Source organism: Aliivibrio fischeri, from assembly GCF_009727955.1.
Classification (GTDB): domain Bacteria; phylum Pseudomonadota; class Gammaproteobacteria; order Enterobacterales; family Vibrionaceae; genus Aliivibrio; species Aliivibrio fischeri_A.
This window is the reverse complement of the sequence record NZ_WOBR01000010.1, coordinates 104,193-119,355: the sequence shown is the minus strand read 5'-3', so window position 1 is coordinate 119,355 and position 15,163 is coordinate 104,193. Positions and strand designations below refer to the sequence as shown.

15 protein-coding genes are annotated in these 15,163 nt (G+C 39.2%); 12 read left to right on the top strand and 3 right to left on the bottom strand.

Annotated features, from left to right (window positions below):
- Positions 1-283 precede the first annotated feature (283 nt).
- Entirely contained in the window at positions 284-1,171 is an 888-nt protein-coding gene (locus GNP81_RS13695) for a LysR family transcriptional regulator (protein WP_155673803.1), read from the bottom strand.
- Between the two features lie 114 nt (positions 1,172-1,285).
- Between GNP81_RS13695 and GNP81_RS13690 the strand changes: the two genes are divergently transcribed.
- The 4 genes from GNP81_RS13690 to GNP81_RS13675 all read left to right on the top strand — a co-directional run bounded on the left by GNP81_RS13690 (position 1,286) and on the right by GNP81_RS13675 (position 4,970).
- Positions 1,286-2,353 carry an HlyD family secretion protein gene (locus GNP81_RS13690; RefSeq protein WP_065596260.1) on the top strand — a complete coding sequence of 356 codons (1,068 nt, stop codon included), beginning with the start codon at positions 1,286-1,288 and terminating at the stop codon, positions 2,351-2,353.
- A 12-nt stretch (positions 2,354-2,365) separates the two neighbouring features.
- Positions 2,366-3,391 carry a DUF2955 domain-containing protein gene (locus GNP81_RS13685; protein WP_155673802.1) on the top strand — a complete coding sequence of 342 codons (1,026 nt, stop codon included), beginning with the start codon at positions 2,366-2,368 and terminating at the stop codon, positions 3,389-3,391.
- 122 nt (positions 3,392-3,513) lie between these two features.
- Positions 3,514-4,518, top strand: coding sequence for a glycosyl transferase family protein (locus GNP81_RS13680; RefSeq protein ID WP_155673801.1), 1,005 nt, complete (start codon positions 3,514-3,516; stop codon positions 4,516-4,518).
- Positions 4,519-4,700: 182 nt separating this feature from the next.
- Entirely contained in the window at positions 4,701-4,970 is a 270-nt protein-coding gene (locus tag GNP81_RS13675) for a DksA/TraR family C4-type zinc finger protein (protein WP_155673800.1), read from the top strand.
- Positions 4,971-5,046: 76 nt separating this feature from the next.
- Here the strand turns inward: GNP81_RS13675 and GNP81_RS13670 are convergent, their stop codons facing one another.
- Positions 5,047-5,541, bottom strand: a complete 495-nt coding sequence (locus GNP81_RS13670) for a GNAT family N-acetyltransferase (protein ID WP_155651997.1) — start codon at positions 5,539-5,541, stop codon at positions 5,047-5,049.
- Between the two features lie 185 nt (positions 5,542-5,726).
- Between GNP81_RS13670 and GNP81_RS13665 the strand changes: the two genes are divergently transcribed.
- From GNP81_RS13665 to GNP81_RS13635, 7 genes are read left to right on the top strand one after another with little or no spacing between them, the layout of a single operon-like run.
- Positions 5,727-6,368 (top strand): hypothetical protein, encoded by a 642-nt coding sequence (locus GNP81_RS13665; protein ID WP_155672432.1) that lies wholly within the window; start codon positions 5,727-5,729, stop codon positions 6,366-6,368.
- A gap of 9 nt (positions 6,369-6,377) precedes the next feature.
- Entirely contained in the window at positions 6,378-7,061 is a 684-nt protein-coding gene (locus GNP81_RS13660) for an ABC transporter ATP-binding protein (protein ID WP_155673799.1), read from the top strand.
- Positions 7,049-8,317 (top strand): ABC transporter permease, encoded by a 1,269-nt coding sequence (locus GNP81_RS13655; protein WP_155673798.1) that lies wholly within the window; start codon positions 7,049-7,051, stop codon positions 8,315-8,317. The genes GNP81_RS13660 and GNP81_RS13655 overlap by 13 nt, the downstream gene beginning before the upstream one ends.
- Positions 8,310-9,107, top strand: a complete 798-nt coding sequence (locus GNP81_RS13650) for an outer membrane lipoprotein-sorting protein (protein ID WP_155673797.1) — start codon at positions 8,310-8,312, stop codon at positions 9,105-9,107. The genes GNP81_RS13655 and GNP81_RS13650 overlap by 8 nt, the downstream gene beginning before the upstream one ends.
- A 2-nt stretch (positions 9,108-9,109) precedes the next feature.
- A complete protein-coding gene (locus GNP81_RS13645; RefSeq protein WP_155673796.1) occupies positions 9,110-10,366 on the top strand; it encodes a hypothetical protein in 1,257 nt (418 codons plus the stop codon).
- Positions 10,366-11,418, top strand: coding sequence for a sensor histidine kinase (locus tag GNP81_RS13640; RefSeq protein ID WP_155673795.1), 1,053 nt, complete (start codon positions 10,366-10,368; stop codon positions 11,416-11,418). The genes GNP81_RS13645 and GNP81_RS13640 overlap by 1 nt, the downstream gene beginning before the upstream one ends.
- Positions 11,415-12,215, top strand: a complete 801-nt coding sequence (locus GNP81_RS13635; RefSeq protein WP_155673794.1) for a LytR/AlgR family response regulator transcription factor — start codon at positions 11,415-11,417, stop codon at positions 12,213-12,215. The genes GNP81_RS13640 and GNP81_RS13635 overlap by 4 nt, the downstream gene beginning before the upstream one ends.
- 231 nt (positions 12,216-12,446) lie before the next feature.
- Here GNP81_RS13635 and GNP81_RS13630 read toward each other — a convergent pair whose 3' ends face one another.
- Positions 12,447-14,078, bottom strand: coding sequence for a glycoside hydrolase family 13 protein (locus GNP81_RS13630; protein ID WP_155673793.1), 1,632 nt, complete (start codon positions 14,076-14,078; stop codon positions 12,447-12,449).
- Between the two features lie 143 nt (positions 14,079-14,221).
- On the opposite strand from GNP81_RS13630, the gene GNP81_RS13625 reads away from it, so the two are divergent.
- On the top strand, positions 14,222-15,109 hold the full coding sequence (locus tag GNP81_RS13625) for a LysR family transcriptional regulator (RefSeq protein ID WP_155673792.1): 888 nt from the start codon (positions 14,222-14,224) through the stop codon (positions 15,107-15,109).
- The last annotated feature ends 54 nt before the right edge of the window (positions 15,110-15,163 follow it).

Sequence of the window (15,163 nt, the reverse complement as noted above, 5' to 3'; positions counted from 1 at the left end):
GATGATATTGGCTTTATATTTAGGGCTCACTTGGGCTAGTTGAGTAGTTATAATAAAAAATAACGTGCCCTAAATTTGGTTATCTCTCTGACAAACTGTCAAAAAAATCGTATTTTTGAGACAAAGGTTGTAGCATTTATGGACATTTATTTCCGTTTTTGCTAACCCGTCCTATTCATGTGGTTAATAATATATTGCTCAAAAATCTAGAACATAGCATTTTAAAAATCGATTCTATTTAAAATGCTAACATTTAAGTCCTTGTCAGTTATTTTACTGATTATTAAGGTAAATCTGAGAAGGTGGCTCTGAATAAATTCACCATTGCTCGTGTTTTTTCAGGTAAATAATGCGGTGTCGGATAAATTAGAGTAATAGTTAAATCAGTAAATGATTTTCTGGGTAATACTTCAACAAGCAATCCTTGCTTAATATCTTCTTCAATTAGAATGGATGGCAGTAAAGCGATCCCTTTTCCTGATATTGCTAATTTTTGTAATAAGTTCAAATCATCACTAAATAGCTGATAATTTAACCCTTGAGGCAATAAACTTTTATTATATCGACTAGCCAATAAGTGGAATTGATCCAATAGAGTAACGTTATCTGGGTGACCATTAACACGTAAATAATCTGGAGAAGCCACCATACTATATGGGATTTGAATTAAACGTTGCTGGATGTAATCGTTATGCAGTGGTTCGATGTAGCTTGGTAATATTTGTAAGTCTATATTGCTTCTGCGTAAGTCTAATGATTGAACATGATGCTCAATTTCTAATTTAACCTCAGTGTTTTCTTCTATGTATTTTTCAATAAGGGTTGAGAATACTTCTGTCATACCAAGAGCAGGAGGTATTGCGACTCTTAAAGTTCCTCTTGGTGTTACATGGTGATCTCTCATTAATAAACTTGCGTCAACCAAGGTGTTAATTGGGTTTGATACTTGTTGATATAACCATTCTCCTTGTTTGGTTAACTCAATTGACCTTGTGGTTCTGATTAATAATTGATGACCTAACGCTTTTTCTAATTCTTGTAATCGACGGCTGACTTTCGAGCGTTGTAGGCCTGAGAATTGTGCTGCAGCACTTATCCCTTTGTGCCTTACTACAAGGACAAAAAGATAAACATCATCAAATGAAGGTAAGGATTTACGGTTTTCATACATAGTATTGTCCTATTTATAGGTCTTATGTGCTCTATTTTGCCATCTATTCGTTTTGAAATCACGCCTTATAATGAGAGCTAGATCACGTCAATTTTGGTTTTATCGAGAATATATATGCAAGCTGCAGAACAAAAATTTAAACAATGGATGCGAATTCTAATTGTATTGTTTCTTATCGTTACCGCTTATTTAGTGATGGCGGATAGACTCACACCATTAACGACTCAAAGTAAAGTTCAAGGGTTTGTTGTTCAAATTTCTCCTGAGGTGTCAGGCCGTATTGTAGAGGTTAACCATACAAATAATCAGTTGGTTAAGAAGGGGGAGTTGTTATTTAAAATTGATGATGAAAAATACCTACTTGCTGTGCAAAAAGCGAAGATAGCGTTAGCGCAAGCAAAAGAACAAGAAGCGTCATTAGTTGCAGATATAGAGGCTGCACGATCAAATGTAAAAACAACGCAAGTGACGGCGAATAATGCCAACCGTGAATATCATCGTATTAAGCGTTTAGCGAATTCTGGCGCAGTTTCAGCTTCAGGGTTGGACTCAGCACTAACTAAACGAGATCAAGCGGCGGCGAATTTAATGGCTGCACAGCAGAAAGTTCATGCACTTGAAGTGAAGTTAGGTAAAGGAAATGGGCAAAGCAGTGCTGTGCTATCAGCGAAAAACAGCTTGAAACAAGCGGAGCTAGATTTAGAGCATACGCAAGTGGTTGCACAGAATGAAGGGATCATTACCAATATGCAATTGCATGTGGGTGTGTTTGCAAATGCTAATCAACCATTGCTAACTTTCATACCAACAGATTCATTGTGGGTTTCTGCTGATTATCGTGAGAAAGCAACCTCTGAAATGGTTAAAGGAATGAGAGCTGAGGTCGCGTATGATGCAATGCCTGGCGAAGTCTTTCCATTAATTGTAGAGAGCCGTGATTATGGTGTTGCTTCTGCACAACAAAAAGCCAATGGTCAATTAAGTAGTGTTGAAGTGAGTAATCGTTGGGTGCGTGATGCACAGCGTGTACGTGTTAATTTAACGAGCGATACGCCATTGTCTCCGAGATTGTTTGTCGGTTCACGTGCAACCGTCATTATTTACACTTCAGGAAACAGTGTGATTGATTACATTGGCCATAGTTTAATTACCATGATCAGCTACTTACATTATATTTATTAGTGTGAGGCTTACATGAAAGCATTACGAATTTGGTTTGGTTGCGTTGTTGGGTTTGCCATGTGTACCGTATTTGGTTGGTCAAATGGTATGTTTGGTACTTTGTTTCCATTGTTCATTTTATCTAATTTGAACCGTTGGAATGCTCAAATGTTTATACAGCTGTTAATCAGTATTTTTTGGGTAGGGATCCAAGTGTCATTGGTCGTTGGCTTTTTACAGCCATACCCGCTATTGATGACGGTTGCCGTTGGTATTATGTTGCTGTTTAAATGCCATGCAATGCATTATAAAGCCAGCTATTTATTTGGATATACGGGATTATTGGTGGGTTCAATTTTGTTGAATTTCGGCTCATATCCTACCTTTGATTTAGAGAACTTTATTATTGGCGTATGGGTTGCCGCCATTATGATGGTGCCAATTTGCGCCATGGCTTTCTATTTGTTTCCTGACCCAATTGAAGAGCACACACCAATCCTGAAAGTAGAAGGCCAAAGTAAAGATCCAAGAGACATGCTAGAGCAAACCGCGTTGGGGTGGATGGTAGCTATGATTGTGTTTTTGATTTTCGAAATTGCAAATTTAAATGATTCATTATCCGCTCAAGCATCAATGCTAATTATGCTTTCGCCGATGACACTTGTAGGTTCATTGATGATGGCTCGTATCCGAATCGTAGGAACGTTAGCCGGTTGTGTGGCAGCTATGGCTATTCAGTTAGTGTTATATGATCTATACGATAATCCAATCTTATATATTTTAAGTTTTGCAATTGCTTCAGGTTATTTTTGTAAATGGTTAGCCAGTGAAAATCCGGCCATTAAAGGAATAGGGTTCTCTGCGATGGCAGCATTAACAATACCAATTACAGGTGCAATTCCGGGACAAAAAGACGCATTCTTCTCTATTTTATATCGAGTGTCGTCTATTGTTGTTGCTGTTATTGTCACTAGTATTTTAATTTGGGTTTGCTATCGATTAATTAAGCTGTTTCCTATTTTCTTTCGAGGTGTCGAGCGAGAAGAGAAAGCACATTAACATATTGAATGATTGAGTAAATAGCCAAGAGGTGTGTAGATTATTACGAACCTCTTGGCTTTTTTTGTTTATGTGATAACGTCTGTGTAGTTGAAAATTATAAAGAAAATACAAGGACAGTCATGAGCTCAATTATAGAATGCATTAGAACGGTAGGGCGTGGTGAACGCAGCCGTAAACCATTGACGTTTGAACAAGCTTATCAAGTGATGAAAGAGTATCTTTCTGGCGATATTAGTAACGATAAAATGGCGATGTTGATGATGCTTATTCGTGTTCAGAATGAAACGGTTGATGAAATCAGCGGATTTACCACGGCCATTCGTGAGTTTATTCGTTATGTTCAAACACCTGAATTAAAAGATCTTAACGTTGATATTGATTGGGCGTGTTTTGCAGGTAAACGTCAGGTTCAAGGTCCATCATGGCAGCTATATGCAGCACAAATTCTTGCAAATAAAGGCTTTAGAGTGCTTATTCACGGACATTTGCAATTAGGCAGTACACGTGAACACGTATCTCAAGTGATTGATAAGTTAAACATTCCAAGTTGTAAAAGTATTGCAGAGACACAAAAAGCACTAAATGATGGCAATATCGCTTATTTGCCTCTATCAGTTTATGCGCCGCAAGTAGAAACCATGCTGTTATGGCAACATGAATATGGGTTACGCACTCCTGCTAACACTTGTGCACGTATGTTAAACCCTGCATCGGCTCCGATTTCATTACGTGGTAGCTTTCATCCTGGTTTACCGCAACTGCATGGCGAAGCAGAGTCTCGCTTACAACAAGCAACAGAAGATTGCTCTGAATTAGCATTGTGCTTTAAAGGCATGGGGGGAGAATCTGAATTTAACCCTAAAGTTAGCCAATCACTGTGGTGTGCATCAAAAGGAGTATGTGAAGAACTGTATTGGGAAGAAGCTTTAATTGATGATTTACTAGTCCCTCAATCTTGTTTGTTAGGTACTAAGGCAGAACAATTACAGCTAATGGCCAATACAGTGGTTTTTAATGTCGCTAATGTATTGTGGGCAAATAAGCGAGCAGAAAACTACCCAAGAGAAGAGGCGATTAAAGTTGCTACTCAATATTGGGAAGAGTATGTAAAAACTATCGCTTAACGACACATTTAATGCTCTAGCTATGAATGAAAGCCGTAAGTTAATCTTGCGGCTTTTTATTATCACCTCAATTTTTGTTATTACACAACTGTAATAGTAATTCACATTTAGCGCTATTATCAAAATACCGTTAATAATAGATAATGCTTTCCTAGTCGTTATTTCATTAACTGGAGACCATTATGGCTAATGGATTTACAAGAGATGGTGGCGTCCAAGAACAAATAGATGCCACCGTAATTGATGCAATTAATCGTGCTCGTTCGCATCTTCATCATGAGCACAATGATACAAATTATTGTTTAGAGTGTGGGGAATTAATTCCAGAAGCACGACGAAAAATAATACCGGGTGTAGAGTTGTGTGTTGAGTGTCAGGCAAAAGAAGATGCACGTGAAAAAGCATTCAGTGCTTATAACCGCAGAGCAAGTAAAGACAGTCAATTACGTTAAGTATGGCGGTTGCTCCTAATATCTAGAAACAGCCCGCCACGTTCAATTAAATTTTGTTACTAAAAGAAAGGAGAAGTTAGTTACGATTAATGCGAGCCAAATAATAGGTGTTAATGAATTCACCATTTCTAAACGCAGAATCAATCGCTTCTCCTTCAATAACAAACCCGAATTTTTTATATAACCTTAGAGCAGCGTGATTGTCGACAAACGCATCAATTTCAATGCGTCTCACATTGAGCCAGTTGTCCGCAAGATCTAACACCGTTTCTAATAATTTACTTCCAACCCCACGACCGTGATAGTCATCGTGAACCCCCATACCAAAGTGCGCAACATGCTGGGTTCTTGGGCGTGTTACTTGTTCAAAGCCAATATTACCAACAACTTTACCATCAATAAGAGCGACATAGCTGTAAACATTATCAGGTATTGCTGAGAGTCGTTTTTCCCAGAGTGCACGTGATGGAATAGGGAGCTGGAGAGTTTGCGCCTGAGCTTGAGGTTGGCTGTATAATTCACACAACCCATCAATGTCTTTTACTTCTGTTCGACGAATCACTATTTCCATTACACGCATCCTTGTCTAATTAGTAAGCATTAAACTTAAACAGAATAGGTATCGATGACAAGTATTTAAACTCATTATTACCATTCATCCTCTCTATTTACCGTTCGTCGCATCCCACGTTTTTTTATTCTTTCTTTAGTTAATCTGTAAACATCAAACAGGATCATTTAATTAAGGACAGACAGATGAAACAAATAACAGCAATAGTAAGTTTATTAATAAGTGTAATGACGTTTTCTACTCAAGCGGCGTTAACGGATGAAGACATTTCAACATATAACCAAGCAGCGGCTGGAAATGAAGATCTTGTAGAGCCTGCTTATGATCGTTTTGAGGAATTGATTCAAACTGATGGAGCAACACCACTGACACTGGTTTATTTAGGAAGTGCAGAAACCCTAAAAGGTCGAGATGCCATGATGCCATGGACCGCAATGAAATACGTTGAGCAAGGACTAGCGAAAATAGGGAAAGGGTTAAATTTACTCGCGACAGAAAATGCACCAATTGAAGAACAGCCGATAGTTTCAGGTTTACCTGAGTCTTATCTCACTCGTGCGCTAGCGGCGGCAACCTATTCACAACTTCCTGATATGTTTAATCACTTTGAGCGTGGTTATGATCTCTATTTAGCTCTACTTTCCGAGCCAACATTCCAAGAGCAGCCTTATGAAGCGACGGCTTGGGTATACGGATACGCAGTACAAGCGGCACTTAGAGCAGAAGACCCAGCACAAGCCAATCAATGGCTGGCCGTGATGTTAAAACAAGATAAAACTCATCCAGAATCCCTAAATGCCCAATCACTTATTACCGCAAGTAATTAGGAGATGATGATGATCAGTTTTAAAGGAATAGAAAAAACCTATCAGCTTGGCTCTCAGCGTGTGGAGGCTTTGAAAAAAGTAGATGGTTTTATCATAAAAGGCAGCATGGTGGCGTTATGCGGGCCGTCCGGTTCAGGAAAAAGTACCTTATTAAACATCTTAGGCTTACTTGATATGGATTATCAGGGAGAAATAAAAATGGACGGTGAGTTTTACCCTAAAGATCCCATTCAAGCGGCTAAGTTACGACGCCACCAACTGGGCTTTGTGTTTCAGCGTTTTAATTTAGTCCCAGTGATGACCGCATTAGAGAACGTCGCATACCCATTAGTGTTAAATGGATACAGCAGTAAAGATCAAACGATCTTAGCTAATGAAATGTTAGAAAAAGTGGGGTTAGGCAATTTTATTCACCATCGACCGGATAACCTTTCTGGTGGACAACAACAACGCGTTGCCATTGCTCGTGCCTTAGTTCATAAACCAAGTTTAGTTATTGCGGATGAGCCAACAGCCAGTCTAGATAGCCAAACTGCAGAGACCGTGATTGATATTATGAAAGCGCTCGGGAAGGAAATTGGCACCACCTTTATTGTCGCAACGCATGATTATCGAATGGCGCAACATTGCGATACGTGCATTAACTTATTGGATGGAAGCATCAGCAAGGAGGCCGTGTCATGGGCAAGTTAATCTCACTATTCCCTTATTCACTGCGTTTAGCGTGGTTGAATTTATTGCGAAATGGTCGTCGCAGTGCACTTTCTATTTTAATTATTACTATTGCTGTATTTGCATTAACCAGTGCGGGCGGGTTTGGTTTATATACTTATGATTCATTAAAAGAATCAACAGCAAGAGATACGGGTCATCTTACATTAAGCCAACCGGGTTACTTTGAAAGCGATGAAGAGATGCCATTAAGTAATGGATTATCAGATACTTCAGAATTAATTCGCACCATTATGAAATACGATGAAGTAAGAGGCGTACAACCTCGAATTGATTTTACAGGGCTAATTTCTAATGGCGTAAAATCGACGATTTTCATGGGAACTGGGGTGAACGATCGCGAATTCGATATGAAAGGCCCATTTTTAGACATGAGATCAGGCAAAACGTTAACTGACATTACCTCAAGTCGATACGATGTCATGGAGCCTGAAATCATGCTTGGGGTCGATTTAGCGAGAAACCTCAACGTCAGTGTGGGTGATTGGGTAACCTTACTGGCGACCACCAGTGAAGGGGCACTTAATGCGTTTGATTTTAAAGTGCATGGCACTTATTCAACAGGGGTTCCCGAGTTAGATAAACGTCAGCTTTATATTCATATCGATTCTGCACAAGAGTTACTGCTATCAGAGAAAGTGAGTACCTTGTCGGTCTTTTTATTTGATACCGAGAAAACTGCAGAGTTACATCAACGATTAGATCAAGAGTTAGAAACGATGCCACTTGACTACGACGTTGAAATCACTCCATGGCAAGAGCGTGCATTTTTCTACAACAAAGTGAAAGATTTATATGACCTTATCTTTGGTGTGATGGGCTTTGTGATGGGGCTAGTCGTATTTGTGGCGTTATTTAATACCATGACGATGTCCGTAACAGAAAGAACACGTGAGATCGGCACTTTATCCGCATTAGGCAGCTATCCTAACGAGATCATTCACACATTCTTACGAGAAGCGGGCTTACTTGCAGTGATAGGTGTGGTTCTTGGTGCAGTAATGACAGCCTTAACGACAATACTGTTGCTAGTGGTGGATGTACAGATGCCACCACCACCGGGAAGAACGGATGGGTACCCACTGAATATTTATTTCTCATTTGAATTAGTGGCTTATGCAGGCGTTGGTGTTGTGTGTATTTGTTTACTGGCGGCGTACTTATCTGCCAAAAAAGGGGTGAAAAAACCCATAACGGAGGCGCTTATTTATGTCTAAATTATCTCACTTATTTATTCTGTTTGTGCTTGTTGGTTTTCAATCTACTGCAATCGCAACAACGCAAAATATTGATAACACGAACAGCCTGAGCGAGGCCCAAGTTAAACAACTGGTGAAAAAGGCCGATGATTTTCGTTTAGGTGAAAGTTCAGCAAAAGTGGTTTCTGAGGTTAAGCTATACAAAAATGACGAGCTAGATAAAACTCGCCAATACACGGTATACACACGAGAAAATAGAGAATCCTTGGTGTTGTTTAATTCTCAAGTGGAAGCCGGACAAAAGATGTTGATGCTAGGGGATAACTATTGGTTACTCATGCCCAAAAGCCGCCGCCCAATTCGCATCACACCGATGCAAAAGTTACTCGGCGAAGCCTCTGTGGGTGACATTTCAACGTTAACGTGGAGTGAAGATTATCAAGGTGAGTGGGTCGAATCGACAACGTTTGAACTAACCGATGGTCAAGCAATTCAAAGTGAGAAGATTAAACTAAAAGCGACAACAAAAGGCGCGAGTTATTTCACTATCGATTTATGGTTAGAGCAAGGAACGGGTTTTCCGATTAAAGCCGATTTGTATTTGCGTTCAGGAAAAATGGCCAAAGAAGCGTGGTTTATTAAAGGGATAAGAGAAGACGAAACCAAAGTGATCTCAATGGTGTTAAACGATCAAATTCAAACCAATCAAAAAACAGTGATTGAATATAAAGAAATTACACCAACAGAGATTGCCGATAAATATTATAACCCTGCTTATCTGTCACGCACCAAACAGTTGGATTTGTGATCATGAAACCTTGGCTAGAACGGCTAATATATTGTGGTGCTTGGGCGGCTTCTTTAAGCGCCCAAGCCTCTGAGATGACTTTCGAGTGGGATTGGATGCTGAGTGCCGAAACGGTTCAACAGCGAGAGACGGTTTTTTCTCCAATGACAGACAATGAACACCAAGAGTCGTTTAACGGATTACTGGATGTTCAAATCGGTTATCAGAACTGGAATGCGGTGTTAGCTCTGAAAGGTAATGATCTTTATTCCCAGTCTAGCAATCAATCAGAAGATAAAAGTGCAGAAGGTGAGCTGATTGTCAGTGAATTATTTTGGCAAAGCAGCATTGATATTGCCGATATTCCATTTGATTTACAGTTAGGTAAAGTAAGAGTCGATTGGGGTGTCGGTTATGGGTATCGCCCGCTGGATATTTTTACCCCTTATCGTCGAAACCCTGTTGGTATACAAGTAGAGGAAGGGGCAGGTGTCGCTTCGGTCTCTTATTTTGATGACCAAGGTGAATGGTCGTTAATTTTTACTGATTCATCATGGACGCAACAAGAAGGAAATGAGTTAGAAGAGCAAAGTGAACAGCAAGGAATTGGGATAAGACGCTACGCGTTAGTGGGAGATACAGAATACCAATGGGTTGCTTATTATGATGATGTTCGACAAGGGTTATTGGGAGCCAGTGTTGTTACTGTGCTAGATACCGCGTGGGAGTTTCATGGCTCGGCAGTGTATCAATCAAAGTATCTTTCTTATCAGCAGCCAAGTATCACACTTTATCCTGTCATTTTAGAAAAAGAAGAAAATGCCTATCAAGCGCTAGTAGGGTTAACTTGGGCAAATGAAGTCGGAAGCAGTGTTGTTTTAGAGTATTGGTATGACAGTCGTGCATGGAGTAAAAACGAGTGGAATAATGCGCTTACTGTAGCAACAGCGTCATATCAACAAGGCTTTAATCACGTCAATATGGTTCAGCATAACATGATGTTTCATTGGAGTTTAGATCCTAACGCATGGACAACGTGGCAGTGGAGTCGAGATATTTCATGGTTAAGCCAGTTTACCCCAACATTTGATGTATTGTATTCACCAGAAGATAACGGAGTGATAGCAACGCAATGGTTAAATTATTTGCTTCATGATTCAGGTGATTCAAGTGTGGAAATGGAACTTGCCGCGCGTTTTTTGACAGGAAAAAGCGACTCAGCGTATGCAAATTTATCCGATAAGCATATGCTATTACTGAATCTAAAAGGACGATTTTAATGAGCGATCGAAAAGAAACGATAATGCAATTAGTGAAAAGTTTACTTATCACAACGGTATTCTGTGTGGTTATCGCCATGATGACGAGCAATATTTGGCCATCACCATTTTATGAGCACGTCATTATTAGTTTGGGTTACGGCTACAGTGCCGTTTTATGTTCATTTGTCTTAGAGAAAAACTTTCCCACTTTAAAAAAAGCGTACTCCACTGTATTAGCCATGGTGCTTTCTATCACATTAGGTACGTTTCACGCATCATTATGGCTAAATAAATATGACGATTTCGCCACCTTAGAAGCACTTCAGCCCATTGTATTATTAGGGTTAATCTTTACTGCTATTTGTTTCTATTACTTTCACGCAACTGAGAAAACCATGTTAGCAGAGCAAGCGTTAGCACTCTCTAAACGTAAACAGCTAGAGCAAGAAAAAGCATTAGTATTAAGTCAGTTAAGTCAGCTTCAAAGTCAAATTGAGCCACATTTCTTATTTAATACATTGGCGAATATCAGCGCGTTAATTGAGTTAGACAGCAATAAAGCAAAATTGATGTTAGAGAAGCTGACCGATTTACTTCGAGGATCGTTAAAAACAAACCGAAATCCATTAATTACCATTGAGCAAGAAATTGAGCTATTAAATGCTTATTTATCGATTCAACAGATCCGCTTAGGGGGTCGCTTAACGTATGAGATTGACAATCAGATAATTGAGCCTATTTCTCTGCCGCCTCTATTAATTCAGCCTCTAGTCGAAAATGCCATTACCCACGGTATAGAGCCGAGTGCGCAGGGAGGGCAGCTTATGGTTCAGTTTAAGCAAGAGAATAACCAGTTTATTGTTGTTATCTCTGATAATGGCATTGGATTGGAGTCAGTGTCGCCAAGTAAAGGACATGGAATGAGCCTAAATAATATCAAACAGCGATTGCATGATCTGTTCGATGGCAGTGCTTCCGTTCGTATCACTGAAAATAAAGACGGTGGTGTAAATGCAGAGCTGACAATTCCATTGGATAAATTACTTCAATTAAATAGGGAGTATTCATGAGTAAATCAATTACCGCTATTATTGCCGATGATGAGCCATTATTGCGCTTTCATTTAGAAAAAATGTTATCTGATCTTTGGTTTGATTTAGATATTGTGGCGGTATGTGCTAACGGTAAAGAAGCGCTTGATGCAATAGATCAACACCAACCGGATATCGCCTTTTTAGATATAAAAATGCCAGAATTAGATGGTATGGCATTGGCAGCAAAATTACAAAAAAGTACCGTAGCGCCGTTAATTGTCTTCATTACGGCTTACGATGAATTTGCGGTAAAAGCGTTTGAAAATAATGCGATTGATTATGTGTTGAAACCCATATCTGAAACCAGACTGGAAGCTACCTGTGAAAAACTGAAACAAAGGTTAACTCAGCAAGATAAACACTCAGCGCCTAAACAAAATCAAGATGTATTGAGTGATCTTTTTGCTCAGATACAACAGTTATCTGCACAGCAACAAGAATATTTAAGTTGGATTAAAGCGTACAAAGGCGAGGATCTACATTTAATTTCTGTTTCAGATGTTTTGTATTTTAAAGCGGAGGATAAATACGTTTCGGTTTATGCCAAGCAAAATGATATCAATATAACGGAATACCTTATTCGCAGTTCGCTAAAAGAGTTACAGCAAAAGATCAATCCTGATCATTTTTGGCAAATTCATCGTTCAAGCATCGTTAATGTTGCTCAAATAGAAAAAGTGAAAAAGGATTTACTTGGGCATTTGTGTGTTCACATTGGTGGTGTGAAATTACCCGTAAGCAGAAGTGCTCAAAGTTTGTTTAAAGGGATGTGATAAAGCAAAAAGTAACGCCCTATACCAGTGAAAGTAATAGGGCGTTATACCATTCTGGATAAGTAGTTGTTCAGATAATTGCGTAGGAAAAATCGATTAGAGCAAGGCATAAATTACAGTAACTAGTGGTTCTAATTACAAAATTTATAACGCAGATATAATCAATTTTAACAAGCAAGAATGATCAAATACTTATGTAGATTGGTATTACAAAGCAGTTCAAACGCAGGTTTAAAGCGCTAAAACCAAGCTTTGATAAGGTGCTAACGTCAGATCTGAGCCTAATTGTGTTGTTGGTTCAAGATTACTAATTAGGCACTCCACAGAGCGGTTAGCAATATGCTCAGGCAATGCTAATGTTTGTGGCTCTGCACTAAAGTTATTTAACACAACGAAGTGTTGCTCGTTATCTTTACGCTCATAAGCAAACACGGCAGAGTGCGTTTCAAATAGAGGAATAAAATCACCATAGACAATCACAGGGTTCTGCTTTCTTAGAGCGATCAGTTTTTGATAGTGATAGAAGATCGAGTTTTTATCTTCTAGCGCTGCGGCAACGTTGATCTCAGGGTAATTCGGGTTCAGTTTGATCCAAGGCGTACCTTGAGTAAATCCGGCATTATCAGAATTATCCCAGTGCATTGGTGTGCGCGCATTGTCACGGCTATTGGCATGGATCCCTTTCATCATGCTCTCATGGCTAACCCCAGATTCGGTTTTTACTCGATAGAAGTTCAACGTTTCAATGTCTTTGTACTCTGCTAACGTATCGAATGCGACGTTCGTCATGCCGATCTCTTCACCTTGGAAAATATAAGGTGTGCCTTTCATCATATGCAGAGTAGTTGCCAGCATTTTTGCTGACTCAACACGATATTGACCATCACAACCGTATTTAGAGACAACACGAGGTAAATCGTGGTTATTCCAAAATAGCGAGTTCCACCCCTTATTGTTTAGCTCTACTTGCCATTTGGTCATCACTTGTTTAAATAGGGCGAGATCAAGTGGTTTAGGTTTCCATTTATCGCCATCTTCCCAAAGTAGGGTAATGTGCTCAAACTGGAACACCATAGATAGCTCATGACGAGCAGGATCACTATAAAGTTGAGCACTTTCAGGTGTTGCTCCCCATGTTTCGCCCACCGTAAGCAGATCTTTATCACCGAATGTCGCTTGGTTCATTTTTTGAAGAAGCGGGTGCAGACGCTCACCATCACCTGTGATTTTCTTGTCGACTTCTTTGCCGATTAAATCGATAACATCTAGACGGAAGCCACCAATACCTTGGTCAATCCACCAGTTCATCATATCAAAGACTTTTTGATGAACAGCTGGGTTCTCCCAGTTTAAATCTGGTTGGCGTTTAGAGAATAAGTGGAAATAATATTGTTGATTCTCTTCATCCCATTGCCATGCAGAACCACCAAAAATGGATCCGATGTCACTTGGTGCTTCGCCGTTTTCATCCGCATCACGCCAGATATAAAAATCACGGTATTGACTATTTTTATCGCTTTTTGCTTCAACAAACCAAGCGTGTTCATCTGATGTGTGGTTAACCACTAAATCCATTACCACTTTAATGCCGCGATCTTCTGCTTGCTGCATTAAATACTTCATGTCTTCCATGGTGCCAAATTCAGCCGCAATCGCTTGATAATCAGAGATATCGTAACCGTTATCATCCATTGGAGATTGATAAACAGGAGAAAGCCAAATTACATCAATACCAAGACCTTGCAAGTAATCCAGTTTACTAATAATACCTTGTAGATCACCAATACCATCATTATTTGAGTCACAGAAGCTACGAGGGTAAATTTGATATACAACACTGTTATGCCACCAACGCTTTTCCATATTTTTTATTCCACTAACTAAAAGAAATTAAACGCAATATAGCGAAAAAAAACGGTGATGAATAATTGATAATTTGAACTCTGATATAGAAAAAATTTATATCATGAGTATTGTGAAGTCAGAATAATTACTGAGTGTTTATTATGGATAAATCATCACGCTATTTTTATGAAGTGGCTCGGCAAGGCAGCATTAAAGGTGCTTCTGAAAAACTGTTTATTAGCCAACCAACATTAACGACAGCAATTAAGAAACTAGAAGAAAGTTTGGATGTGATTTTATTTCATCGAAAATCCAAAGGAGTTGAACTGACTAGTTCTGGCTGGCTTTATTATCGTTATGTACAAGATTTGTTTGAAAAACACAGTCAAATGATGCATCAACTGACTGACATGAAAGCCAGAAGTCAGGGCAAGATAAAGTTAGGTATTGGTGAGGCGTGGTGGGAATGTTTTGCTGCCGATATCATTAAACAGTTTGTGGAGCAGCATCCAAATAACTCAATGTATATTGAGTTTGGTAATGGCCTCTCTATGCTAAATCAATTACTCAATGGTGATATTGATCTTTTTATCGGTCATGAAATCGAAAATATCGATCCAAGACATCGTGTATTGTTTATGCCTTTATTTATTGAACAAGAAGCGTGGTTTGTAAGGGAAGGGCATCCATTGTTATCAAATGATCTAATATCAAATGAGTTGGAAGATTACCCTTTAATAAAAGTCACTCCTGATCACATCAGACATACTAAGATTTTGAACGATGAAGGCATGGAAGCGTTCAATCTTAAGCAGCAAAAAACAGGGGTTGTATATGAACTCAACTCCTTAAAAGCCAGTATTGATATGCTAAAAACCAGTGATGCGATCATGCCTTATACCAATCAAGTCAAAGATAAAATGGCGGAGTTGGGGATTGTGAAGCTTCCACAAGGATCAGAAAAATCAGGCAGTGTTGGGATTTATACCAAAACAGAACAAGTATCAGAAAGTATTCAGTACTTAGTCTCATTATTAAAAGGTAAATAAAGTAAAGATCGCCATGGGCTAAGACGATGTTTCAACGAAATATGTTACAGTGTG

Excerpts from the sequence above, each read along its gene's own strand:
- GNP81_RS13685 (WP_155673802.1), top strand. The coding sequence starts at position 2,366 with ATGAAAGCATTACGAATTTGGTTTGGTTGCGTTGTTGGGTTTGCCATG.
- GNP81_RS13630 (WP_155673793.1), bottom strand. The coding sequence starts at position 14,078 with ATGGAAAAGCGTTGGTGGCATAACAGTGTTGTATATCAAATTTACCCT.
- GNP81_RS13625 (WP_155673792.1), top strand. The coding sequence starts at position 14,222 with ATGGATAAATCATCACGCTATTTTTATGAAGTGGCTCGGCAAGGCAGC.
- GNP81_RS13690 (WP_065596260.1), top strand. The coding sequence starts at position 1,286 with ATGCAAGCTGCAGAACAAAAATTTAAACAATGGATGCGAATTCTAATT.
- GNP81_RS13665 (WP_155672432.1), top strand. The coding sequence starts at position 5,727 with ATGAAACAAATAACAGCAATAGTAAGTTTATTAATAAGTGTAATGACG.
- GNP81_RS13695 (WP_155673803.1), bottom strand. The coding sequence starts at position 1,171 with ATGTATGAAAACCGTAAATCCTTACCTTCATTTGATGATGTTTATCTT.
- GNP81_RS13680 (WP_155673801.1), top strand. The coding sequence starts at position 3,514 with ATGAGCTCAATTATAGAATGCATTAGAACGGTAGGGCGTGGTGAACGC.
- GNP81_RS13650 (WP_155673797.1), top strand. The coding sequence starts at position 8,310 with ATGTCTAAATTATCTCACTTATTTATTCTGTTTGTGCTTGTTGGTTTT.
- GNP81_RS13645 (WP_155673796.1), top strand. The coding sequence starts at position 9,110 with ATGAAACCTTGGCTAGAACGGCTAATATATTGTGGTGCTTGGGCGGCT.
- GNP81_RS13660 (WP_155673799.1), top strand. The coding sequence starts at position 6,378 with ATGATCAGTTTTAAAGGAATAGAAAAAACCTATCAGCTTGGCTCTCAG.
- GNP81_RS13640 (WP_155673795.1), top strand. The coding sequence starts at position 10,366 with ATGAGCGATCGAAAAGAAACGATAATGCAATTAGTGAAAAGTTTACTT.
- GNP81_RS13670 (WP_155651997.1), bottom strand. The coding sequence starts at position 5,541 with ATGGAAATAGTGATTCGTCGAACAGAAGTAAAAGACATTGATGGGTTG.
- GNP81_RS13655 (WP_155673798.1), top strand. The coding sequence starts at position 7,049 with ATGGGCAAGTTAATCTCACTATTCCCTTATTCACTGCGTTTAGCGTGG.
- GNP81_RS13675 (WP_155673800.1), top strand. The coding sequence starts at position 4,701 with ATGGCTAATGGATTTACAAGAGATGGTGGCGTCCAAGAACAAATAGAT.
- GNP81_RS13635 (WP_155673794.1), top strand. The coding sequence starts at position 11,415 with ATGAGTAAATCAATTACCGCTATTATTGCCGATGATGAGCCATTATTG.